We start from the raw sequence: 23,044 nt of genomic DNA on the forward strand, positions 1-23,044 counted from the left end.
CTAGATGAAAATATAAAAAAAGTGGCTGTATTAAAGCATAAAATCGCGGAAAAAATAAGACCAAGCCGTTAGCCCAAATAGGCGTGAAGCAGAACAATGCGCTTTATAAAATTGTATATAAACAGTATCTTAGATTATGTTACTGGTTTTAATTTTCACATTTTAATTTTTGATGGTTGATATTTACTTTGATTATGTTTTTAATAAACAGTAACTTATGTTTAAGTTGTGGATAAGAACTATTATTGATTAAACAAATGCTAAAAATCTGAATTTTACATAAACAGCCTTTTAATTGTTGATAAATTGGACAAAATTAGAGCAATTACTTCATAAAGTATAGAAAATGTCAGAACACTTAAAACCATTGTCGCTTATTTATAATGAAAAATCGGGTTTTCATGTCGCGCATAAAGATCAAATTTATCAAGACCTCATGGTATGTTTAAGCGCCTATGGCTATGAAATTCAAGCCTTTGAGATTGGTGCCGAAGCCGACTTTGCCGCGTTAATGCAGCGTATTATTGCACGTCATCAGCAGGCCTCTGATCTTGGTGTGGTGGTGGCCGCAGGTGGTGACGGAACCTTAAATGCAGTTGCGGCAAAGTTGATGAATACCGATATTCCGATGGGAATTTTACCGCTGGGTACTTTTAACTATGTGGCGCGCTTACTGCATATTCCACTCGAGGTATTAAAAGCGGCCGAGGTGATTGCAACCGGTACAGTGCGAGCTGTGCATGTGGCACAAATTAATGAGCATATTTATTTAAACAATGCCAGTTTGGGTTTATATCCGTTATTTATTCAAAGGCGAGAATTATACAATCAACGTTTTGGCCGCTTTGCCATTAATGCCTATACCTCAGGGCTAGATGTCATGATTCGTGATCGTAAAGAACTTAAGTTAGAACTTGAAGTGGATGGCAATAAATATCCGCTAAAAACTCCGCTGATTTTTTTTGGCAACAATCAACTGCAATTGGCTGAAATGAATCTACGGATTGCCGCCGCGGCTGAGCAGGGCAAAGTTGCAGGCGTGGTGGTGGCAAAAAGTGATAAAGCCACTTTGTTTAAAATATTATGGCAACTGATGCGCGGTGGTCTAGAACATGCACCCGATGTGTATAGCTTTGCAGCGGATGAGGTTCAGGTCCATTCAAAGCGTGCCAAATTAACCGTTGCGGTGGATGGTGAGATTTTTGATATGCGACCACCGCTAAAAATTTCAGTGCGTAAAAATGCCTTAAACATAATGGTGCCGCATGATTCTACATCTGTCTGACTTGCATTTCGGTACACAGAAGCCGGCGTGTATGGCAGCTATTCGTTTATTTTGCCAGCAACATGCCTTTGAAGCGGTGGTGGTGAGTGGTGATTTAACCCAGCGTGCGCGTTACACACAATTTTATGACTGTAAGCAGTTTTTAGAGAGTCTAAACCTGCCGTATTTGGTGGTGCCGGGAAATCACGATATTCCGCTGTACCAATTGTGGCATCGTGTCTTTAGTCCATTTCGTCGCTATCAACTGTTTTTTGGCAATATGGAAAGTACTTTAGAAACCCTGCATTTTTATATTGTGGGGGTAAACAGTATTCGGCGACGCTATCACACCCGTGGTCATATCTCATTGGAGCAAATTCAACAGATCGATCAGGCGTTAAAGCGTGCTCCAGCAGAAAAAATAAAATTGCTGGTTGCCCATCAACCTTTTTATACGCCACCGAACGATCCGCACGGGGTAAAAGACTGTCCTGTGCTGGGACGTATGGCATTAGAGTTATGGAGTCAAAGCGGTTTAAATGGTTTGTTACATGGCCATCTGCATCAATCGGCAGTTTATGATTTAAATCAAATTTATCATTTGGCTGCGCCTCATCCGGTACTGGATATTCATGCCGGTACAGCAACTTCCTACCGATTGCATCACGGCTTGCCGAACAGTCTGAATATCATCGATCATCACGCCGATGTGCAGCACTATTATTTTGATGAAGCGCAAAAAGAATTTGTATTAGATGAACAAAATAGCGCACAAATAAGCAAATAATGATAATTGGCTAAAAAGCAGACAAAAAACAGCACTTTTTTTTCGCTTAGCCCTTGAAGCGTTTTTTTCCATCCCCACCAAAGTGTCATCGGAATTACTTTGATGATGATCTTTGCAATCATGCAGTCATCATCATTTCACTAACTATAAAGACTTAGTCTGCTGGAGTTTGCAATGAGCAATATTCGTCCGTTACATGATCGTGTTGTTATTCGTCGTGTTGAAGAAGAAACTAAAACTGCAGGTGGTATTTTACTTCCAGGTTCTGCAGCTGAAAAACCGGCTCAAGGTGAAATTATTGCCGTAGGTAATGGCCAAATTACTGACAATGGCGTGCGTGCTTTAGACGTTAAAGTTGGCGACAAAGTATTGTTTGGTACATACGCGGGCGCCACGGTAAAAGTACAAGGTGAAGAACTTCTTATTATGAAAGAATCGGATATTTTAGCCGTTCTTGAAGGTTAATCGTTAAAAGACGTATTCAACCGGTTTTATTGAATCAACTTTTTAAAAATTAAAAATATGTGGAGTAAGTTATGTCAGCTAAAGACGTAAAATTTGGTGATTCAGCGCGCAGCAAAATGATTGCCGGCGTTAACGTACTGGCAGATGCAGTAAAAGTGACTTTAGGCCCTAAAGGCCGTAACGTGGTGATCGATCGCTCGTTCGGTTCACCGCACATCACCAAAGATGGTGTAACGGTTGCAAAAGAAATTACGCTACAAGATAAATTTGAAAACATGGGCGCGCAATTGGTTCGTGAAGTATCAAGTAAAACCAACGATATCGCTGGTGATGGTACAACCACTGCAACCGTCCTTGCTCAAGCCATTTTAAATGAAGGGATTAAATCCGTAACTGCGGGTATGAACCCAATGGATTTAAAACGCGGTATTGATCTTGCTGTACGTGCTGTAGTTGAAAATATTAAAGCAACGGCTAAACCAGCATCAGATACCAAAGCCATTGAGCAAGTCGGTTCAATCTCTGCAAACTCTGACACCACAGTCGGTAAATTGATTGCACAAGCCATGGAGCGCGTCGGTAAAGAAGGCGTAATCACGGTTGAAGAAGGTTCAGGTTTTGAAGATTCGCTTGACGTGGTTGAAGGTATGCAGTTTGACCGTGGCTATATCAGCCCGTACTTTGCCAACAAACAAGACACCTTAACCGCTGAACTTGAAAGCCCATTCATCTTGTTGGTGGATAAAAAAATCAGCAACATCCGTGAATTGATTTCAGTATTAGAAGCCGTTGCTAAAACAGGTAAACCCCTGCTTATTATTGCTGAAGATGTTGAAGGCGAAGCATTGGCTACGTTGGTTGTAAACAACATGCGCGGCATTATTAAAGTCTGTGCGGTTAAAGCGCCTGGTTTTGGTGATCGTCGTAAAGCAATGTTACAAGATATCGCAATCTTGACCGGTGCAACGGTTATTTCTGAAGAAGTGGGCATGTCACTTGAACAGGCTTCTTTAGAGCATTTAGGTACAGCACATAAAGTGACTGTGTCTAAAGAAAACACAGTACTGGTTGATGGTGCAGGTAATGCAGGTCAAATTGCAGAACGTGTTCAACAAATCCGTGCACAAATTGAAGAATCTTCATCTGAATACGATAAAGAAAAACTTCAAGAACGCGTGGCTAAATTAGCCGGCGGTGTTGCAGTCATCAAAATTGGTGCAGCAACTGAAGTTGAAATGAAAGAGAAAAAAGACCGTGTAGATGATGCACTTCATGCAACCCGTGCAGCGGTTGAAGAAGGTGTGGTTGCGGGTGGTGGTGTTGCGCTAGTACGTGCAGCTTCTGCGCTAGACGGCTTAGTCGGTATTAATGATGACCAAAATGCCGGTATCAATATTCTACGCCGTGCCATTGAAGCACCACTACGTCAAATTGTTGCCAATGCGGGTGATGAGCCTTCTGTGGTGATCAATGCAGTTAAGAATGGTGCCGGTAATTTCGGTTATAACGCTGCAACTGGCGAATATGGCGATATGCTGGAAATGGGTATTCTTGATCCAGCCAAAGTAACGCGTTCAGCACTTGAGCATGCAGCATCGATTGCGGCATTAATGCTGACCACTGAATGTATGATTACCGATTTACCAGAAGACAAATCTGCAATGCCTGATATGGGCGGCATGGGTGGTATGGGCGGTATGATGTAAATCATGCAGATCATACGATCTTAAAAAATCCCCGCAATATGCGGGGATTTTTTTATGCTTTATTTTGCATTATTTAATATTAATATACGCCGCAGTATTGGCTTTTGGATACGTAAAGGACACCAATAGATATTGAGTCGTGTTGGAGGCAATGGGCGCTATTGGACTGTCTTGAATAGAGGCTTTATGTTCATTGTTGTGTTGATCGACTAAAACAATATCGCTATTTCTTAATTTAAGTGCATGCTCTGCATGATTATTGACTTCAAAAAAATAAGTTAATTGCGTGCTGGGTATATTGTTTAAAAGTACCTGTTCGGTACTGGATAAATCTGCCTGTATATCGACATATTTAAGAGCATTATTCACTTCAATATTTTGTATCGCGGCAATTTTGTATTTTGAGGCTTCTAAAAAAGAGTGTTTATGATGATCTAAAAACTCCACTTGTTGTGGATGTATAGACAAATAGCGCATGTTCTTGTTTTTGCCATTCAGCAATTGCAGGATATTTGCATCCTGCGGATCAACAGTAAATGTTCCGGTCGATTGTTTTTGTTTGATGCGCTGTTTAAAAAAATAAACTTCTTTTAAGGTGTAGCTGTGGTCTTTATTCAGTTGCAAGGAGACCAATATTTTTTCACAATCCTCACAGGCAATAAAACCTTTATAGTCGGCTATCCAATCCGGTATTTTAGTACTGGGCTGTGTTGCTGCACGATCAGTTGATGGCATGTTGTCTGGAGCGGTAGATGATCTAGATTGATCACAGCCATTTAAACCCAACATGCAAAAAAGGCTAAAAGTGAGCATCGTTTTTTTCATAAAGGACAATCAGTTCACAAAAATATTTTGCTAAACATAAGCAGAATTTAGGCATCTGACTAGTGTTTGAGCGTGAAATAGCGGATTTATTTGTAGCAAATGATAACAAGCGACCCATAAAATTTTGCAAACAAGCCTGAACTCAGGCTTGTTTTCAGAAAAAATCCTGTTGTTAAACAGTCACATATAATTTAAATGATTTATATCATGGTGAATAAATAGAAGCATGAATTGACTATTTCATTTCTTTTTGAAGTGTGTAATTGAGTTTAGATTGTGCCGCTTCTCCGGTAACTTTGTCACGGGCTTCGACAAAATTTTCACCAATGAAGAATTTACGGTTATCGCCTGCGGCATCTAAACTAATTAACGCAGGATTATTTGTATCGAAGCTAAACGTTCCCTTTACTTTAGATTCGTTCTCTTTGCCCTTACCTAAATAGGTTTCTTTTAATTCATAGCGATTGTTGGGATTTAATTCTAATTCGATCTCAATACCTTCGCAGTCAGCACAAGGGAAAATACCTTTATATTCACCCGCCCAGTCTAATGCTGTTTGCGGTGTATCTGTCATCGGTGTGCTAGTTGTTGGCGTTGTTGTATGTTCAATTGCCGTTTTGGCCTGTGTAGCATCTGTGGTCGGTTTGCTGCATGCGCTTAAAGCTAAAGTTGCCAAAGACAAAATGAATAATGTTTTTTTCACGACATGATTCCTTATTTGTATTTTAAATGAAAAGCTAAGGCTATAGAAAAAGTGATTTTTTTTAAACAGAGGTCTTGTTTGGTTTTGGTATTGTCTGGCGTCATGAGTCTAAATGGAGCTGCGTTAATAGTTTGCCTAAATTTTTGATTGTGATAACGAAAAATAAACGCTAAAGACTTCATGAGTTATTTTATACATTTATATATTAATTGATGGTTTATTGTTCAAGCTGCTCTTTCTTATTTTAAAAGTGTTGTTAGAATCTGCGCACTTGATTAGGGTGTGGTGTTTTTAGTGTTCGAGAAATTAGCTGAACAAAGTTTGAAGATGCTGGGGTGGGAAATTGACAATCATTGGCCCCTTGATTTAGAGCAATGTGTGATGATTGCCGCACCACATACCAGTAACTGGGATGCGTTATATGCACGCTTAGCGTTAAAGGCGCTAGGGGTCAATGTGCGCTTAACCATTAAAGACAGTTATATGAAATTACCTTTTGGCCCTTTTGTTCGTGCCATGGGCGGAATAGGTATTAATCGTGCACCAAAAAAACCCGGTGAGCCTTACTTAAGTATGGTTCAGGTCATGACAGATTTATTTAAAACTCATCCTAAATTGGTGATGATTGTGACCCCAGAAGCCACACGGGCCAAACAAGAACAATGGAAAACCGGTTTTTATCATGTGGCTTTGGCTGCAGGTGTGCCGATTGCACTGGCTTATATGGACTATGTGCAAAAAAAGACCGGTGTGGGAAAAATTATCTATCCAACTGGAAATTATGAGCAAGACATGGCAGAAATCATGGGCTTTTATGCAAAAATTAATGCTAAATTTCCTGAGAAATTCAGTATTGATACGCGTTATCCACCTCAAGATTAAAAACTCAATTGAATATCAGACAGGGAGTCATTCCTGTCTGATGCTCTAATGGTATAGATAAAAAATGACGAGATTGAATTGAGATGAGCAGAAAAATCGCATAGACGATTTAGCCTAAATTAGCACCACATCAACGATCCATTTTTGTCGCATCTACATGACGTTGCATGATTATAGATCACGCATTTTTAAGGGTGCTTTTGTCTATATTTTTATTCATTGGTGGTGGCCACGATACCGCCTAAACTCTGACATGCCGCCTGATACACTGCATATTGTTGTTCGATAATATCTGTTAAGGGTAAATCGAACAGCTCTTCGCCGGCTTTATAGCTTTTTACATAGGCTTCGGCTTTTTGATGACTAGCCGCCAGTGCATGTTGATGGTATGAGACAATAGAACTATACGACATCTGTGTGCTTTCAATTTTATTGCAATGAAAGCCCGATAGCATTTTTTCTGCACGTTTAATTTCGCTTGAAGTTCCCAATGTGCAGCCGCCGATAAACACTGTTACTGCCAATAAAATCAAGCTTTTCATTTTAAGTAAAATTAAAAAAATAGGATGGGCTATTGTATAAAGCTTTTTTCAACATACCGAGGGTTATACGTAACTAATTGCCTATTTTTTGATTAAACATCATTTATCGCAAAGGATTAAGCTTGTGTTGCTAAAAGATATTCAATTCAACTTAACTCAAAGCCAAGATCAAACTACCGAACCAAGATCTATTCAGCGCTTAAAGCAGGGTTTTGGGATTGAATAAAATGCTGATCAAAGCGTGTCATTTAAACAAGAACAATCTGATCTATAAAACAAGCAATATGATGATCTTTTAACAATGCATAAAATATGAATAAATCATCACAAGACTACAACAGGTAATCACTTCACTGTCTATCAAATCGTTTGATACTAAGATCAGTGCAATAACAGGTGATGACCATGATGAAAAAAATGCTATTACTCTCTGTGTTGGCGGTAACGATAAGCGGTTGTATGGTTTCACCGTATGATGATGACCAGCATCGCCATTCAGATCGCGATGGACGTTATGATCGACAACATGGCGATAGGGATTGGAACAACAATCAGCGTCCGCATTGGAATGATCGAGATGCAGATCGACATGATCGCCGTTAAATCCGTTAATCTTGGCTAAGTATTAAAATTAGATACCTTGTTTAACCCAAAGGATTTCATCTCGAAATCCTTTTTTATGGCGTTAAAGTTAGCCTTAAAATCTAGAGCGCAATTTTCTGATACAACCCACAACGTACACTGCCGGCTTTGGTGTTTTTAATTTGCTGCCAAGAGCGCGGCAGTTGTAGTTGAGTTAAATCACGATCTGCTTCGACATAAATAAAACCATTATTTTGAATCAGTGGATCAGCCAATTCAGCCAATTCTTGCCATAAATTTAAAGCATAAGGGGGATCTAAAAACACCACATCAAACTGTTCTTTTAAATTGGGCAGGGCTTGTTGTGCGGTGGTGACTTTGAGTTTTGCATGTTGACTGGTGACTTTAAGCAACTGTAAATTATTGGTTAGAAATTCAGCTTGTATTCGATTCGGTTCAATCATCACCACTTGCGCGGCACCACGGGACAATGCTTCAAAGCTTAAAGCGCCTGAACCGGTACATAGGTCTAGAACATTGGCATTTTGAATATCCCACATTAACCAGTTGAAGAGTGTCTCTCGAATCCGATCTGGCGTTGGACGTAAACCTTCAGCACTGGTAAACGTCAGTTGGCGACGTTTCCATTGCCCACCAATAATGCGCAGTTGATTTTTCATGGCTTTAATCGCTCTCTACAAGTTGGGGTGCAGCTGCTATGGGAGGAGGGCTTACAGGCTGCGCTGTATTTGTGGATGTGGTCGCTGTAGCAGTAGTGCCTATATCATTAGGCAGCTCACCGGGTTTAATGCCAGCGGTCATCAGTCCGCCACTCATTTGATGGTTGGCCGGGAGAATCGGATTTTTTTTACTTTTCAACAGCCAATAGTCAAAAATTGGACGTGCCAACTGCGCAGCCGATCCACCGTGACGACCATTTTCCCAGACCACGGCAATCGCGATTTCTGGATTTTCTGCCGGTGCAAAACCGACGAATAAACCATGATCGAGCTGTCGTTCAGTTAGCAAAGATTCGTTATAGCGTTTGCCTTGTGCAATACTTTTTACCTGTGCGGTACCGGTTTTACCTGCAATTTGATACAGCGGGGTACGAATACCACGGCCTGTCCCGCTTTGAACTACATCGACCATCACATCACGCATTTTAATCCAGTCTTCAGGCTTGCCATTAAACTGAATTTTGCCATCAGGTGCATTGTGTACGGTATAGGGTTTCGCGCCATGACTTTCACGCAGCACGTGCGGTGTAATATGTGCGCCTTGATTGGCAATAATGGCGGTTGCCATACCCAGTTGTAAGGGCGTTGCGGTAAAGGCACCTTGGCCAATACTGACCGAAATAGTTTCGCCTTTTAGCCATTTACTCTTTCGAGTACGCATTTTCCATTCAGGATTGGGGTATAAACCGGTACTTTCACTGGGTAAATCGACGCCGGTTTTTTCACCAAAACCGAACTGGCGCATCCACGCATTCATTTTTTCAATGCCCATACGATAGGACAGCACATAAAAGTAAGTATCGCAGGACACCACTTGTGCTTTATGCATGTTGACCGTGCCATGACCGCTTTTTTTATGATCGCGAAAACGATGGCTATCACCCGGCAAGGTAAAATAACCCGGATCTGAAATAGCCGTGGCCCAATCGACATAACCATAATGAATACCGCCTAAACCAAACATCGGTTTAATGGTTGACCCTGGAGGATAAGCCCCTTGCACCGCGCGGTTGTATAAAGGCTGATCCAGATTGTCGCGTAGCGCACTATAATCGGTATGGCTGATGCCGGTTACAAATAAGTTTGGGTTAAAGCTTGGACTAGACACCAGCGCTAGAATTTCTCCGGTGCGTGGATTCATGGCCACAATGGCACCGCGATGCCCGACCAATTGCTCGGTGGCCACCACTTGTAAACCATAATCAATGGAAAGATATAAATCATTGCCACGAACCGGATCTTTACGGCCTAAATTACGCAGCACGTTACCGTGCGCATCGGCTTCGACTGATTCATTTCCCGGTACACCGTGTAATAAATCTTCGTACGATTTCTCTACGCCAATTTTGCCAATTAAGTTGGTGCCTGCGTATAAATCTTTATCAATTTCTTTTAATTCTTTGTCATTAATCCGCCCGACATAACCAATCACATGGGCAAATAATTCACCATGCGGATAATAGCGTGTCATTTGCGTTTCGATATTCACACCCGGAAACTGAAATTTAACTTCACTAAATTTAGCAATATCTGTTTCGGTTAGATTTAATTTAAGTGCGACCCGTTCTGTTTTTTTAGAGGTCTTAATTCGCGCATTAAAACGGTCAATATCGTCATCACTTAAGCTTAGCAGCGGGGTTAAACGTTGAACTGTGCTTGCAATATCTTGGACGTCGGCCCGTGACATGGTGGCTGAAAAGACCGGATAATTGTCTGCCAATAAAATCCCGTTACGGTCATAAATATAACCCCGTGCTGGCGGCAAAGGTTGCAGGCGAATACGGTTTTGATCAGATGCGGTTGAAAACGTCTCATAATTTGCAATTTGCAAATAAGCATACCGCACAATCAACAGCAGTAAAAAGAAGGCGACAATCCCCACCGAAATGAAAATACGATTGCGATAAATGCGCTTTTCTTGCTGAACATTTTTTAAAGGAAAGTGCTGCTTCATACGTGATTGACTTGGATACAGGAGAGTGGTGAAAACCGATGCTGTATTCTAACGCATGTCATCATTTTTTGATATTTGTTCGGGTGAATAGTATAGTCGCTTTTACTTAAACCTTGACTTTACAGACATTAAAATTCTAAGGCGCAGTCTATAAGCGTCAGGATAATTCTGCTAAAGTCGAAATCGAAAAAGGACGATATTAAAATAAGACTAGGGACCACAATGAAAAAAATGATCAAACACGTTTCTTTGTTGGCGTTTTTTACGCTAACGTCTGCAGTATATGCACAAGATAATTCAAATCCATATCTACCAGATGCCAAATTAACCGCACAAAGTGCCTCGACATGGAATGTTGGAGTCGGTATTACGCAAAAAATACTGCATTTGAATACTGAATGGGTGAATCCTTACGGTATTGCCTATGCCAAAGCAGGGGTGTTTATTGATGATGACTACACGCCTGCGGCTCAAATCGGCTTTCGTTATCCGTATCATCTGACCGGTAAAGACAGCAATGGTTATTATGTTGGTGTATATGCTGGTCACATCGAAAGTAAAAATGTCGATAATGAAGAAAAAGCCAGACTGGGTGGCGGAATCGATTTAGCCTACGTGTTATTGAGTACGGAACGTATTAGCACCTTTAGTGTGGGCATTGGTGCAGGTGAAAAATTAGAGGATAGTGCAGGCAATGTTGTGGCCGATATACAACCTAGACTACAATTTTCCTATACTCTAAGTATCGGTTTATAGTGAAAATAGCCCACTTTATAGAATTTAGTATTTTGTAATTAGAAAATTAAAAATGGATATTATACATGCTTGAGTACGTCAACGAATTGTGGCAAACCTTCTTGAATCGCCCTGATTTTTGGGCAGTACTTAGCATTATTCCGGTGACTGCTTTTGTGACTTGGGCGCATGTATGGATGGCGCTGAAGATGGTCTTTTACCCGATTACCTTTTGGGGCTTTCATTTAGGCCCACTGCCTATTGGCTGGCAGGGTATTGTGCCGCGTAAAGCTGGCCGTATTTCCGGCATCATCACCGACAACACTTTGTCTAAACTGGGATCGTTGCGTGAATTTTTAGATGCAATGGATCCGGAGGATATGGCGCGGATTATTGGCGAACAAGTCGGTCTAGACCTTGAATATCTGATTGATGAAATGATGATGGAGCGTAATGCCACACTATGGCAAAACCTGCCTTATTCATTAAAACGACGTATTTATTCACAAGCCCATAAGCAATTACCCGATGTTTTAAGAAATTTAGTGACTGAGCTGACCATGAACGTCGAGTCACTGGTAGATATGCGTGACATGGTGGTGCGTCAAATGGAAGGCGATCGACGTTTGATGGTCAATATGTTTCTTAAAGTCGGTCAAAAAGAGATTAACTTTATTTGGCATATCAGCGCATTAATTGGCATGATGTTTGGTGTTTTTCAAATGATTGTTTGGTTTGTGGTACCTTGGCATTGGACCATTCCGTTCTGGGCATCAATTTGGGGCTTCTTAACCAACTGGATTGCAATTTGGATGGTGTTTAATCCGCTTGAGCCGCACCCTGTACGTTATCCGCAGTTTTTTGCCTTAACACAAGATCGTAAGTTCCCGTGGTTAAAACCGGTTATTCCGCGTATTGGTACATATAATGTTCAAGGCGCATTCATGAAACGCCAAGAAGAAGTGTCCGATGTTTTTGCACGTGTAGTCACAGAAGACCTAATTACGTTAAAATCGATTATGACGGAGATGATGTATGGCGGGAAGAAAGATAAAACTCGCCGTATCGTTAAACGCCACATCAATCAAATTATGGAAACACCGCTGGTTAGAACCTCTTTACAGCTTTCATTGGGGCCAAAAGAGTACGCTAAACTGAAGACAGACTTGATCGATCGCTCGATTGAAATTACGATGGTGCCTGTATGCGACCCTGCGTTTAATGCAAGCCGTGCACAGAAAATCTATCAAATGTTTAGAGAGCGTATTTTAGAGTTAACGCCACGAGAGTTTCAGAACCTATTACGTCCTGCTTTTCAGGAAGACGAATGGATTTTGATTCTATTGGGCGGTGTAACGGGATTTATCGCTGGTACAATACATTTGTTTGTGGCTTTCTTATAATTAGATACCAAACTGCATGTTCATTCGATAGATGAAAACATGAATAAGGTGTCATATACATTGTTAAAATGAGGATGTTTTTTTATGCGCATTATATTACTCGGACCACCTGGGGCAGGTAAAGGTACACAGGCTCAGTTGATCTGTAAGCGCTATGATATCCCCCAAATTTCAACCGGTGATATGCTTCGTGCTGCAATCCGTGAAGGTAGTGAATTGGGTCTTCAAGCTAAAAGCGTGATGGATAATGGGGGCTTGGTGTCTGATGAGCTGATCATTGGTTTGGTCAAAGAACGCATTGCTCAACCCGATTGTGTAAATGGCTGTATTTTTGATGGTTTCCCACGCACCATTCCACAAGCAGAAGCATTGGAAAGTGAAGGGATTAATATCGATCACGTGATTGAAATTGATGTGCCGGATGAAGAAATTGTTAAACGTCTGTCAGGTCGCCGTCAGCATGCAGCGTCAGGCCGTATTTATCATATGATTTATAATCCACCTAAAGTGGAAGGTAAAGATGATGAAACAGGCGAAGACTTGGTGCAACGTCCAGATGACCAAGAAGCCACGATTCGTAAACGTTTGGGTTCATATCATACCGAAACTGAGCAATTGGTTGGTTTCTATCAAAGTCGTGCAGCGTCTGGTGAAAATGCGCCAAGCTATAATAAATTAGATGGTCTTCGTCCAATTGATGAAGTTCAAACTGATTTGTTTGCAATTTTAGGTCAAGCAAAATAATTCATATCCAGCCAAGCTGGCGGTGAATGTTTTGACATTAAAAGAGTCCTAAGTCATATTAGGGCTCTTTTATTATGTGTTCATTTTGAGGATCGTATTTTGCTGAAAGTAGGCTTAATGGTGTTGGTGGTGGTCTGTGGTCTACTACTCTTGGCTTTAATGCTACAAAGTTTTAAATTTTTACGCAGCATTCAAAAGCAAGAAGCAGCTGAAAAAAAGCACAATCCTGTACCCGTGCAGCGTCAGTTACATCCCAAATTACAGCCCAAAGCCAAAGATAAGCCATAGACTCTAAACTCAGGTCAGATCTTCTTGCATTTCGATGGCTCTGCCTTTGATTGCACCAAATTCAAAACGATCGGGCCATTGGCAAACATCCGCCACCACACATTCCTGACATTTAGGCTTACGTGCGATACAGCAATAACGTCCATGTAAAATCAGCCAATGATGAGCATCGACCATAAACTCTTTTGGAATCACTTTAAGCAGTCGATGTTCAACTTCAAGTACATTTTTCCCAACGGCTAAACCAGTACGATTACCGACTCGAAAAATATGCGTATCAACGGCCATGGTGGGTTGACCGAAGGCGGTGTTGAGCACCACGTTGGCGGTTTTACGCCCTACACCGGGCAGCGCTTCTAAAGCAGCACGATTATCAGGCACCACACTATTGTGCTGCTCGATCAATATTTTGCAGGTTTTAATAATATTTTCAGCTTTGGTGTTATATAGCCCAATACTTTTAATATATTTTTTTAATCCTTCCACACCTAAGGCGTAAATAGCTTCTGGTGTATTGGCGATGGGAAATAGTATGTCGGTGGCTTTATTGACACTCACATCCGTGGCTTGTGCTGATAAGGTAACGGCCACCAATAACTCAAAATGATTTTGATAATTCAGTTCAGTTTTGGGACTGGGTCTTTGTGCACGTAAACGCTCAAAAAATAGCTGAATTTGCTTTTTGCTCATATTTTTTACGGCCATGTTTATGCTCCTTGTAAAAGCATTAACTGCTGATGGTATTCTGCCAATTGCATGCGTTTTTGCGCATCTTCACGTACACCAAGCTGCTTTTCTAGCTTCTTGATTTGCGTTCGAATTTTAGCCAATTCAATGGTCGATTTTGCATCGACTGGCGTAAGCGTTTCAGGCGTATTGTGCACAACAGCAGGCGAGATGATGGTTGAGCTAGAGGTTGAAAATTGGCTAAATAAAGCCGTATCAATATCGGCACGTACCACCGGACCTTTACGTTTACTGCGTTGTTTTTCTTCACGCTGAATATGGGCATAGTAACGCTGACGTAAGTCATTTTGTTCTATTATGCGCAAGGCATCGTCAGGGAGTGCCTGATGATCTTCAACCAAGTCAATGCAATCTACAGGGCAGGGTGCAATACAGAGCTCACAGCCGGTACACAAATCAGTTAAGATGCTGTGCATGAGTTTGCCTGAACCAATAATGGCATCCACCGGACAAGCACTGATACATTTGGTGCAGCCAATACATTCATCTTCACGAATAATGGCTTTCATGCGCTGCGGACGACCATCGCTTTGAATCGACCAGACACTGGCTTCGGCAATGAGGCGTGGACGCTGTAATAATTGTGCTAAAGCATCGGCCACCGGTTGACCCCCGGGGATACACTTATTGGCGGCTTCACCTTCAGCCATAGATTTTGCATAGGGTAAACATCCATCCCGATGTCCACATAAACCACATTGGGTTTGCGGCAGTAAGGCATCAATTGTGTGGATGAGGGAGATTTGCAAATTCATGTGTAAAACCAATGCTGCTTAAAACAGAAAAAAAGAGAATAAAGATGAATGATCAAGCTTTTGAATGTTAGCACGATTTTGCGCTTTAATCTTGCGCGGTAAAAGCGCGCTTAGCTGGTTTTTAGTGCCTTTATGCATGCTTATTGTTCCATTAATAGGGGCTTTTGATAGAGATTAATAACGGTGATAAATTTGAAATAAAATATTGATATACAAAAATAATTAGGATTTTAAAAGAAAAGTGTTGTGCAATGTGTGTAAAAGATATTTAATAATTTGCGCCAAAATTTACCTTTCATTGTAAATTCGCCCAATTTTAATCCAACTTTCTGCTGAGGATTAAGCGTTGAAATATAACAGCCTTAATGAGTTTCTAGATTACGTTAAATCACGTGATGCACATCAACCAGAATTTCTACAAGCTGTAGAAGAGGTCATGACTAGCCTTTGGCCTTTCATTGAAAAGAACCCACAGTATGCTGCTTATGGTCTACTTGAACGTTTAGTTGAACCAGAACGTGCCATTCAATTCCGTGTGTCTTGGGTCGATGATAAAGGCCAGACGCATGTCAATCGTGCGTTTCGTGTACAGTATAATTCGGCCATTGGTCCATTCAAAGGTGGCATGCGTTTTCATCCATCGGTGAATCTTTCCATTCTTAAATTTTTAGGTTTTGAACAAACCTTTAAAAATGCATTAACCACATTGCCTATGGGTGGTGGTAAAGGCGGTTCAGATTTTGATCCTAAAGGTAAATCTGAAGGCGAAATTATGCGTTTCTGCCAAGCCTTAATGCTTGAGCTATATCGTCACTTAGGCGATAACACGGATATCCCTGCGGGTGATATTGGTGTCGGTGGGCGTGAAGTCGGCTATATGGCCGGTATGATGAAAAAGCTCAGTAACGACACGTCATGTGTATTTACCGGTAAAAGCTTATCCTTTGGCGGTTCACTGGCACGCCCAGAAGCAACCGGTTACGGTACAGTTTATTTTGCTGAAGAAATGCTCAAAGCCAAAGGTGCCAGCTTTAAAAATAAAGTCGTGACCATTTCAGGTTCTGGCAACGTGGCGCAGTATGCTGCTGAAAAAGCCATGTTCTTAGGTGCTAAAGTGGTTTCATTGTCAGATTCTGCCGGTACGGTCTATGTAAAAGACGGTTTTACCGATGAATTGCTGGCTGAAGTGATGCAGCTTAAAAATGTAAAACGCGGCCGTATTTCTGAATTTGCCTCAAAGCATGGTTTTGAGTATTTAGAAGGTCAACGTCCTTGGGCGATTAAATGTGACATCGCATTGCCATGTGCCACTCAAAATGAGTTAACCGGTGAAGATGCTGCAACCTTAATTGCAAATGGCGTGATCTGTGTGGCGGAAGGCGCCAACATGCCATCTACTTTAGATGCAGTTGAAAAATTCATCGATGGTCACATTCTGTATGCCCCAGGCAAAGCATCAAATGCAGGTGGAGTGGCGACTTCTGGTCTAGAAATGTCACAAAATTCGATTCGTTTGGGTTGGACGTTTGAAGAAGTCGATGAGCGTTTACATGCCATTATGAAAGAAATTCATCGCAACTGCGTAAAATACGGTACTAAAGAAAACGGTACAGTGAACTATGTGGATGGTGCAAATATTGCAGGCTTTGTAAAAGTGGCCGAAGCGATGTTGGCGCAAGGTGTATTTTAATTAAATAGATCTAAAGAAAAACCGATGCTCAGACATCGGTTTTTTTAACGCTTTAATGTGCTGATTATTTTACTGTTGCGCGTTCAACCGTCATGTCATGTACATAGGCATATTTAGATTGATGAGCCGCAGGGTTTTTAATTTCATAACGTTTGACACGAATGATTTGGCGCTCTTTAGGATTATGTTCAAATCCTTCAATTTTGTCGTAAAACAAGTTCCAATTCTTATCAACTTGCATTTTTACGCCATTCTCAGCATATTTAATTTCACGTACTTGTAAACAGGTTTGTGCTGCAATACCTTTACAGGGTTTAGTTTGGGGTGCAACTTCAAGAAAAATAGTTTCAGCCTGAGTTTGATATTGGGTTTCAGGTGTCATTTTACCGCTGAATACATATTTCTGCCCACTGGCGGCAATAAGGGTCAATGTCGGTTTTTGAGGATCTTTGGCATCTAAGACAAAAGGTGCTTTACGATTATTAAATAAATCTTTGGCGACATTTTCTTGTTGCATTGAACTGCTGTCGCAGGCCATTTGCGTCGACATCAGGTTACCAGTCACAATCTGATTGTTTTCTACTTTCCAGTTGCTGCCCATGCCATTGCAGCTGGTAGAAATCGATAGGCGATCTGCCTGTTGAAAGTTCAATACCAATGGTTTAGGTGCAGTACCCGTATTGGTGCTCCACTGATAAGCAGCCAGTATTTTATCTGCATTTTGTTGTTGTAAGACGGACACAGCTGAATCTCCTGCGTGTTGGATATCGCCAGATTGGCAAGCTGCAAGCGCAAGAGGGAAAAGAGCAATTGCTAAAAATTTAAGTTTCATTTTAATCGACTTTTTATAAAATAACTTTTTGAATAATAGCGTATTTTTAGCTGAACAATATGAAGATATCATGCAGTATTGAGTAATAGAATGTATCTATAACTCAATTTTTGTGAATTGTGTATCAAATTGCAATATTAATCAAAACGATAAATATCCATGCCCAATGAACCCATACTAAAACTGCTGTGTACAATACTAAAAAGCTGGCCTGTGCCCATGGCAAAAAACAACGGCGCCAAGTGCTCAAGCGTCGGATGATTCTGCTGCATATACGGTATGCTTGAATAGTTGAGTATCGCCGGATAATCACGGTGTGCAAGTTTACTGACCACGTAATTGCGAAAGCCTGATGCCCATTTAGGCACTTGTGCTGCGTCACCATGCCAAGTCAACTCGGCTAAGTTATGCGTGATACTGCCTGAACCAATGATTAAAATTTGCTTTTCACGTAATGCAGCCAGTGTCTGACCTATTTTATACAGCTCTTCTGCGGATTGATCGATCGGTAGAGAAATTTCGATTACTGGAATATCGGCTTCTGGATACATGTGTAAAAGCGGCATCCAGACCCCATGATCGCGTGGCCGTGTGCTATTGGCATGCGCTGCTAATCCAGCATCAGCAAAAAGATGCAGGATGTCTTCAGCCAGTGCCGGTTGACCGGGGGCAGGATAGCGAATGTCATATAATTCAGGTGGGAAACCGCGAAAATCATGCCATGTTTCAGCACGCACACTGGTGCTAACTTCCAGTGCATGACTTTCCCAATGTGCCGACATCACGATAATTGCCTCAGGTTTGGGTAAATTTAAACCCAAACGTTGCAATGCCGGACCCACTTGTTCGGGATTCAGCGCAAGCATTGGAGAACCATGAGAAATAAATAACCCGGGTAAGGTTTGTAAATTCATATTAATCCATCCAAGGTTAAGAAGATTCACGAAAAGAGCATTGCTACAAAGCATAGACAACGCTGTGTAAAAATTGCAAATCAGTGCAGCATAAGGCGCAGATTCAACTGGTGCGCGTGGTGCCGAGAAAAACAAAATACTTTAAACCTAAACTAACCTGCGCGGTGATAGGGGTGATTGTGATTAATGCTCATGGCGCGGTATAGCTGCTCGATCAGCATCACACGAACCATCGGGTGAGGTAAGGTGAGCTTAGACAATGACCAATGCCATGCTGCGGCCTTACGCACTGCTTCTGAGTGACCATCTGGACCACCAATGGCCAAAACAACATCATGACCCTCGAGCATCCAGTGTTTCATGGTTTGTGCCAGCGTCTCCGTGCTAAATTCTTTGCCACCGACTTCCAGTGCAATGAGTAACTCATTGTGCTTTAGTGCATTTAAAATACTCTCGCCTTCAATTTGACGGTATTTTAAAATGTCCGCTTCTGAGTCATTCTTGCCGCGTTTGGCCATGGGTAATTCAATCATTTGCGTTTGGACAAAAGGTTGAATACGTTTGAAGTAATCTTCAAAGCCAGTGAGCACCCACGCGGGCATTTTTTGACCGATACTAATAATACGGATTTTCATAAGATTTGTAGCTGTAGACGTCCTGTGTATTATAAACATTAAAAAAGGTTTTACAGCGCTTAAGCAACAAATTGCCATTGAAAGGTAATTGAGGATGCTGCTTTAATCTGCATGAAGGGATTAACGATAAATAACCAGAGTGAAATAACAATAAATGAGAATAAATCATCCATCTTTTGCCTGTTGGCTGCGCGCTTTACTGTTGTGTATGTCTTTAGGTGTCTCCAGCGTTGTCTGGTCCAGCGTAACGCCGGCCAGTGCAGAGAATTTAACCGTGTATCTACAGCAAATTATTGGCCAAGACAGTTATCGAAATTATAAAAATGTACAAGAATTACAGCGCGTATCGGCATGGATCAAAGAACAGATGCGCTTATTTGGCATTCCCTGTCAGTATCAAAATTATATAGTGAATGGGCTGAGTTACCGTAACGTGGTGTGCAGCTTAAACGCAGGATATGCCGATAAAATTATCGTTGGCGCGCATTATGACGTGTTGGGTGATCAGCAGGGTGCCGATGATAATGCCTCTGGTGTGGCAGGAGTGATTGAAACGGCGCGTATTCTGATGCAACACAAAGCTCAGTTGGCACAAAATATAGATTTTGTTTTTTATACGTTGCAAGAAGCGCCATTTTTTAAAACTGAACAGATGGGCAGTTATATACATGCTAAATCTGTGCAGGCAGAAAAAGACCAAATTCGAGGCGTGTATATTTTAGAGATGATTGGCTACTTTGATGAGCGACTGGTGCAAGAATATCCTGTTGGATTAAAATGGGTCTATCCGCAGCACGGTAACTTTATTGCGGCCATCAGTAATATGAGCTCTTATGATTTAGGTGCCAGTTATTGCGAGTCCATGCGCAAGTTAAACCGCTTGGCGTGTCAACGTGTGGTCGCGCCGGCTTTTGTCTCGGGTATGGAGTTCTCAGATCATCTGAATTACTGGCAATTGGGAATGAATGCAGTGCTGATTACCGATACCGCTTTGTATAGAAATAAAAATTATCACAGCCGTAAAGATACATTAAAAACGTTAAATGTCGGCAAAATGGCCAACGTCGTAGATGGCTTAGCCAATACCTTGCTGAGCGTACGCTGATACTTCTGCATTTATTTAAAAGTAGGGCATATAAAAAACGCAGTCCGCCAAGACAACTGGGACTGCGGTCAAAAGGTCATCTACCTGGAGATGTAGACGACCATTTCAGCTTGAACAACAACGTGAAACGTACAGTAATCTGCGGTTTCTATGCTAAGAGTATGCGGTTAAAATTTAAACTTTCAAGTCTTTGTAAAATAAAAGTACAAATAAAATAAATTTCCATAAAAAAAGAGAGCCGCAGCTCTCTTTTTTTAGTTATCTAAAATTAATGACGCGCCGCTTTGCCTTCTTCAATTGGTTTAACAATTGGATTTTTAGGCAATGGTTTTGGGCTTTCAACCAATGCCATCGGCAAGATATCGTCGATACTTTTCACGGCTTTAATTTCGAGACCTGCTTTCACATTGTCTGGAATTTCCACCAAGTCACGAACATTTTCTTGCGGGATAAACACCAATTTAATACCACCGCGATGGGCAGCCAAAAGTTTTTCTTTTAAGCCGCCGATGCGCATAGCACGACCACCCAAATTGGTTTCACCCGTCATGGCAATATCAGCACGAATTGGAATGCCGGTAAAAGCAGAGACCAAAGCCGTGGTTAATGCCAAGCCTGCTGAAGGACCATCTTTCGGTGTGGCGCCTTCAGGTAAATGCACGTGAATATCGGTTTCTTCAAATCGTGATGCTTCAATCCCGAGTGAATCTGCACGTGTGCGTACCACAGTCATAGCGGCAGTAATTGATTCTTTCATTACATCACCAAGTGAACCGGTGGTAATGAATTTACCTTTGCCTTTTACTGCTGCAACTTCAATCGACAGTAACTCACCGCCTACTGATGTCCATGCCAAACCATTGACACGACCAACTTGTGCTTCTTCTTCGGCCATACCGAAGTCAAATTTATGCACGCCCAAGTAATCCGATAAGTTCTCAGCTGTGACATCAATATGCAGATTTTTCGCTTTGCTGCTGACCGCTTCTTTAACCACTTTACGGGCAATTTTGGACACTTCACGTTCTAAGCTACGCACACCGGCTTCACGCGTATAACGGCGCACGATGTCACGAATCGCTTCTTCGTGAATGGTCAATTCTTTGCCGCGTAATCCATTGTCTTTGATGGCTTTTGGCACCAAATAACGATCAGCGATATTGACCTTTTCTTCTTCGGTATAACCCGGCAGACGAATCACTTCCATACGGTCCAATAGGGCTTCTGGAATATTCATGCTGTTGGCCGTACAGATAAACATCACTTCTGATAAGTCTAAATCAAGATCGAGATAATGATCATTGAACTTATTGTTTTGTGATGGATCTAATACTTCCAGCAAAGCCGAGGCAGGATCACCGCGGTAATCTTGTGCCATCTTGTCAATTTCATCGAGCAAGAACAACGGGTTTTTTACGCCAACTTTGGTTAAAGACTGCACCACTTTACCGGGCATCGCACCGATGTAGGTACGACGATGACCACGAATTTCGGCTTCATCACGGATACCACCCAATGCCATACGCACAAACTCACGACCGGTGGCTTTGGCAATCGACTCACCCAGTGAGGTTTTACCGACCCCTGGAGGACCAACCAAGCACAGAATCGGGCCTTTGAGTTTTTTCACGCGAGACTGTACTGCCAGATATTCGACAATACGTTCTTTGACTTCATCTAAACCATAGTGATCGGCATCGAGAATATCTTGCGCTTTGCTTAAGTTAATGCTGACTTTGCTGGCTTTGTTCCACGGCGTATCTAAAATCACTTCGATATAGTTACGCACCACCGCCGCTTCGCTTGAAGCAGGTTGCATGGCTTTTAACTTACGGAATTCAGCTTCAGCTTTTTTACGCACATGTTCCGGTAAATCGGCTTCTTCTAAACGACGTTCAATTTCAGCAATATCATCTTCTGCGCCGCCGTTCATGTCAGAAAGTTCGCGCTGAATAACCTTCATTTTCTCATTGAGGAAATATTCGCGCTGATTTTTTTCCATTTGGCGTTTGACCGAGTCATGCAAAGTTTGTTCAATCTGTTGTTCTTCAGATTGTTGTAACAAATAGGTCATCAGTTCAGTCAAATGTGCTTCGAAGTCATCGTGTTCTAAAAACTTTTGTTTCACATCAATGTTCAGTGGAACGCGAGTAGCCACGAAAAACAACAGCTGCAATAGATCATCAATTTTATTGGCCGCAGTAATCAACTCACGTGCATTACGTAATTTTGCTTCTGCGTATTGAGCGAATAAAGTCCGCAGTTCTTGCACGCGGGTTTCTTCAGAGTTCGCCTCAAGATTAACGGTCATCGGGCTCAGTTCATGTTCAGCGGATAAATATTCATCATTTTCGATGATTTTAACCAGTTTAGAACGATGCAAGCCTTCAATTAATACTTTGATGCAGTTTTCATCATTTTCATGATTCACAACTTGTACAATCTTAGCGACCGTACCGTATTGATATAAGTTGTCGTGATCAATTTCTTCTGTAAGAGAGTCTTGTTGTGCAACTACAAATACAAGATTGTCACTGTTACGAGCCACCTCTACTGCATTGATCGATTTTTCACGACCGACAAATAGCGCAATTTGCATGTGTGGGTAAACCACGACATCGCGTAACGCTAAAAGTGGTAGTACACTTGGAATGGGTGCATCTACGATTTCTTGATTCATGATAATTTCAGACATGGGCACTCCTAGTGAGTAACAATGGTGTTGCCATGTTTTTATAGTGATGGG

At 41.6% G+C, this 23,044-nt stretch carries 23 protein-coding genes; 12 read left to right on the top strand and 11 right to left on the bottom strand.

Features of this window, described 5'->3' with window-relative positions:
- Positions 1–346 precede the first annotated feature (346 nt).
- The 4 genes from SE27_RS05520 (at position 347) to groL (ending at position 4,222) form a co-directional block, all read left to right on the top strand.
- Positions 347–1,285 (top strand): diacylglycerol/lipid kinase family protein, encoded by a 939-nt coding sequence (locus tag SE27_RS05520; RefSeq protein ID WP_039621574.1) that lies wholly within the window; start codon positions 347–349, stop codon positions 1,283–1,285.
- Positions 1,266–2,051 (top strand): metallophosphoesterase family protein, encoded by a 786-nt coding sequence (locus SE27_RS05525; protein ID WP_039621576.1) that lies wholly within the window; start codon positions 1,266–1,268, stop codon positions 2,049–2,051. Before SE27_RS05520 ends, SE27_RS05525 begins: the two co-directional genes overlap by 20 nt.
- A gap of 174 nt (positions 2,052–2,225) precedes the next feature.
- On the top strand, positions 2,226–2,516 hold the full coding sequence (locus tag SE27_RS05530) for a co-chaperone GroES (protein ID WP_039621577.1): 291 nt from the start codon (positions 2,226–2,228) through the stop codon (positions 2,514–2,516).
- 71 nt (positions 2,517–2,587) lie between these two features.
- The gene (gene groL / locus SE27_RS05535; protein WP_039621579.1) at positions 2,588–4,222 is read left to right on the top strand and encodes a chaperonin GroEL; all 1,635 of its coding nucleotides are present in this window, start codon (positions 2,588–2,590) and stop codon (positions 4,220–4,222) included.
- A gap of 69 nt (positions 4,223–4,291) precedes the next feature.
- Here the strand turns inward: groL and SE27_RS13525 are convergent, their stop codons facing one another.
- Positions 4,292–5,011 (bottom strand): copper resistance protein NlpE N-terminal domain-containing protein, encoded by a 720-nt coding sequence (locus SE27_RS13525; RefSeq protein ID WP_052251708.1) that lies wholly within the window; start codon positions 5,009–5,011, stop codon positions 4,292–4,294.
- 271 nt (positions 5,012–5,282) lie between these two features.
- Positions 5,283–5,750: a copper resistance protein NlpE gene (locus SE27_RS05545; protein ID WP_039621581.1), complete on the bottom strand. Its 468-nt coding sequence runs from the start codon at positions 5,748–5,750 to the stop codon at positions 5,283–5,285.
- Between the two features lie 294 nt (positions 5,751–6,044).
- Between SE27_RS05545 and SE27_RS05550 the strand changes: the two genes are divergently transcribed.
- On the top strand, positions 6,045–6,632 hold the full coding sequence (locus tag SE27_RS05550; RefSeq protein ID WP_039623835.1) for a 1-acyl-sn-glycerol-3-phosphate acyltransferase: 588 nt from the start codon (positions 6,045–6,047) through the stop codon (positions 6,630–6,632).
- A gap of 212 nt (positions 6,633–6,844) precedes the next feature.
- On the opposite strand, the gene SE27_RS05555 is transcribed toward SE27_RS05550, so the two are convergent.
- Entirely contained in the window at positions 6,845–7,174 is a 330-nt protein-coding gene (locus tag SE27_RS05555) for a hypothetical protein (RefSeq protein WP_039621583.1), read from the bottom strand.
- Positions 7,175–7,579: 405 nt separating this feature from the next.
- On the opposite strand from SE27_RS05555, the gene SE27_RS05560 reads away from it, so the two are divergent.
- Positions 7,580–7,777: a hypothetical protein gene (locus SE27_RS05560; protein WP_081406879.1), complete on the top strand. Its 198-nt coding sequence runs from the start codon at positions 7,580–7,582 to the stop codon at positions 7,775–7,777.
- A 101-nt stretch (positions 7,778–7,878) separates the two neighbouring features.
- Here the strand turns inward: SE27_RS05560 and rsmD are convergent, their stop codons facing one another.
- The gene (gene rsmD, locus SE27_RS05565) at positions 7,879–8,436 is read right to left on the bottom strand and encodes a 16S rRNA (guanine(966)-N(2))-methyltransferase RsmD (RefSeq protein WP_039621585.1); all 558 of its coding nucleotides are present in this window, start codon (positions 8,434–8,436) and stop codon (positions 7,879–7,881) included.
- Between the two features lie 4 nt (positions 8,437–8,440).
- Positions 8,441–10,450: a penicillin-binding protein 2 gene (gene mrdA / locus SE27_RS05570; RefSeq protein ID WP_039621587.1), complete on the bottom strand. Its 2,010-nt coding sequence runs from the start codon at positions 10,448–10,450 to the stop codon at positions 8,441–8,443.
- A gap of 231 nt (positions 10,451–10,681) precedes the next feature.
- Between mrdA and SE27_RS05575 the strand changes: the two genes are divergently transcribed.
- The 4 genes from SE27_RS05575 (at position 10,682) to SE27_RS05590 (ending at position 13,620) form a co-directional block, all read left to right on the top strand.
- Positions 10,682–11,206, top strand: a complete 525-nt coding sequence (locus SE27_RS05575) for a hypothetical protein (RefSeq protein ID WP_039623837.1) — start codon at positions 10,682–10,684, stop codon at positions 11,204–11,206.
- Positions 11,207–11,271: 65 nt separating this feature from the next.
- The gene (locus SE27_RS05580; RefSeq protein WP_039621589.1) at positions 11,272–12,588 is read left to right on the top strand and encodes a hypothetical protein; all 1,317 of its coding nucleotides are present in this window, start codon (positions 11,272–11,274) and stop codon (positions 12,586–12,588) included.
- A gap of 84 nt (positions 12,589–12,672) precedes the next feature.
- Complete coding sequence (adk, locus tag SE27_RS05585; RefSeq protein ID WP_039621591.1) at positions 12,673–13,332, top strand: adenylate kinase; 660 nt, start codon at positions 12,673–12,675, stop codon at positions 13,330–13,332.
- Positions 13,333–13,431: 99 nt separating this feature from the next.
- The gene (locus SE27_RS05590) at positions 13,432–13,620 is read left to right on the top strand and encodes a hypothetical protein (RefSeq protein ID WP_039621592.1); all 189 of its coding nucleotides are present in this window, start codon (positions 13,432–13,434) and stop codon (positions 13,618–13,620) included.
- 9 nt (positions 13,621–13,629) lie between these two features.
- Here the strand turns inward: SE27_RS05590 and nth are convergent, their stop codons facing one another.
- A complete protein-coding gene (gene nth, locus SE27_RS05595) occupies positions 13,630–14,325 on the bottom strand; it encodes an endonuclease III (RefSeq protein WP_039621594.1) in 696 nt (231 codons plus the stop codon).
- Between the two features lie 2 nt (positions 14,326–14,327).
- The gene (locus SE27_RS05600; protein WP_039621597.1) at positions 14,328–15,122 is read right to left on the bottom strand and encodes an RnfABCDGE type electron transport complex subunit B; all 795 of its coding nucleotides are present in this window, start codon (positions 15,120–15,122) and stop codon (positions 14,328–14,330) included.
- Positions 15,123–15,468: 346 nt separating this feature from the next.
- On the opposite strand from SE27_RS05600, the gene gdhA reads away from it, so the two are divergent.
- Complete coding sequence (gdhA, locus tag SE27_RS05605; RefSeq protein ID WP_039621598.1) at positions 15,469–16,812, top strand: NADP-specific glutamate dehydrogenase; 1,344 nt, start codon at positions 15,469–15,471, stop codon at positions 16,810–16,812.
- A 64-nt stretch (positions 16,813–16,876) separates the two neighbouring features.
- Here gdhA and SE27_RS05610 read toward each other — a convergent pair whose 3' ends face one another.
- The 3 genes from SE27_RS05610 to rlmH form a co-directional block, all read right to left on the bottom strand.
- A complete protein-coding gene (locus tag SE27_RS05610; RefSeq protein WP_039623842.1) occupies positions 16,877–17,644 on the bottom strand; it encodes a DUF4377 domain-containing protein in 768 nt (255 codons plus the stop codon).
- Positions 17,645–17,781: 137 nt separating this feature from the next.
- Positions 17,782–18,558 carry a dioxygenase family protein gene (locus SE27_RS05615; protein WP_039621600.1) on the bottom strand — a complete coding sequence of 259 codons (777 nt, stop codon included), beginning with the start codon at positions 18,556–18,558 and terminating at the stop codon, positions 17,782–17,784.
- 152 nt (positions 18,559–18,710) lie between these two features.
- A complete protein-coding gene (rlmH, locus tag SE27_RS05620; protein WP_039621601.1) occupies positions 18,711–19,193 on the bottom strand; it encodes a 23S rRNA (pseudouridine(1915)-N(3))-methyltransferase RlmH in 483 nt (160 codons plus the stop codon).
- Positions 19,194–19,347: 154 nt separating this feature from the next.
- Here rlmH and SE27_RS05625 point away from each other — a divergent pair, with 154 nt between their 5' ends.
- The gene (locus SE27_RS05625) at positions 19,348–20,298 is read left to right on the top strand and encodes a M28 family peptidase (protein WP_052251709.1); all 951 of its coding nucleotides are present in this window, start codon (positions 19,348–19,350) and stop codon (positions 20,296–20,298) included.
- Between the two features lie 268 nt (positions 20,299–20,566).
- Here SE27_RS05625 and lon read toward each other — a convergent pair whose 3' ends face one another.
- Entirely contained in the window at positions 20,567–22,993 is a 2,427-nt protein-coding gene (gene lon / locus SE27_RS05630; protein WP_039621602.1) for an endopeptidase La, read from the bottom strand.
- Between the last annotated feature and the right edge of the window lie 51 nt (positions 22,994–23,044).

The sequence above is a fragment of the Acinetobacter harbinensis genome (assembly GCF_000816495.1).
Classification (GTDB): Bacteria; Pseudomonadota; Gammaproteobacteria; order Pseudomonadales; family Moraxellaceae; genus Acinetobacter; species Acinetobacter harbinensis.

Bases quoted from the DNA above. Each gene is read 5' to 3' on its own strand.
- SE27_RS05580 (WP_039621589.1), top strand. From the start codon at position 11,272: ATGCTTGAGTACGTCAACGAATTGTGGCAAACCTTCTTGAATCGCCCT.
- SE27_RS05615 (WP_039621600.1), bottom strand. From the start codon at position 18,558: ATGAATTTACAAACCTTACCCGGGTTATTTATTTCTCATGGTTCTCCA.
- SE27_RS05525 (WP_039621576.1), top strand. From the start codon at position 1,266: ATGATTCTACATCTGTCTGACTTGCATTTCGGTACACAGAAGCCGGCG.
- adk (WP_039621591.1), top strand. From the start codon at position 12,673: ATGCGCATTATATTACTCGGACCACCTGGGGCAGGTAAAGGTACACAG.
- SE27_RS05625 (WP_052251709.1), top strand. From the start codon at position 19,348: ATGAGAATAAATCATCCATCTTTTGCCTGTTGGCTGCGCGCTTTACTG.
- nth (WP_039621594.1), bottom strand. From the start codon at position 14,325: ATGGCCGTAAAAAATATGAGCAAAAAGCAAATTCAGCTATTTTTTGAG.
- groL (WP_039621579.1), top strand. From the start codon at position 2,588: ATGTCAGCTAAAGACGTAAAATTTGGTGATTCAGCGCGCAGCAAAATG.
- lon (WP_039621602.1), bottom strand. From the start codon at position 22,993: ATGTCTGAAATTATCATGAATCAAGAAATCGTAGATGCACCCATTCCA.
- SE27_RS05600 (WP_039621597.1), bottom strand. From the start codon at position 15,122: ATGAATTTGCAAATCTCCCTCATCCACACAATTGATGCCTTACTGCCG.
- mrdA (WP_039621587.1), bottom strand. From the start codon at position 10,450: ATGAAGCAGCACTTTCCTTTAAAAAATGTTCAGCAAGAAAAGCGCATT.
- rlmH (WP_039621601.1), bottom strand. From the start codon at position 19,193: ATGAAAATCCGTATTATTAGTATCGGTCAAAAAATGCCCGCGTGGGTG.
- rsmD (WP_039621585.1), bottom strand. From the start codon at position 8,436: ATGAAAAATCAACTGCGCATTATTGGTGGGCAATGGAAACGTCGCCAA.
- SE27_RS05520 (WP_039621574.1), top strand. From the start codon at position 347: ATGTCAGAACACTTAAAACCATTGTCGCTTATTTATAATGAAAAATCG.
- SE27_RS05610 (WP_039623842.1), bottom strand. From the start codon at position 17,644: ATGAAACTTAAATTTTTAGCAATTGCTCTTTTCCCTCTTGCGCTTGCA.
- SE27_RS05555 (WP_039621583.1), bottom strand. From the start codon at position 7,174: ATGAAAAGCTTGATTTTATTGGCAGTAACAGTGTTTATCGGCGGCTGC.
- SE27_RS13525 (WP_052251708.1), bottom strand. From the start codon at position 5,011: ATGTTGGGTTTAAATGGCTGTGATCAATCTAGATCATCTACCGCTCCA.
- SE27_RS05530 (WP_039621577.1), top strand. From the start codon at position 2,226: ATGAGCAATATTCGTCCGTTACATGATCGTGTTGTTATTCGTCGTGTT.
- SE27_RS05560 (WP_081406879.1), top strand. From the start codon at position 7,580: ATGATGAAAAAAATGCTATTACTCTCTGTGTTGGCGGTAACGATAAGC.
- SE27_RS05575 (WP_039623837.1), top strand. From the start codon at position 10,682: ATGATCAAACACGTTTCTTTGTTGGCGTTTTTTACGCTAACGTCTGCA.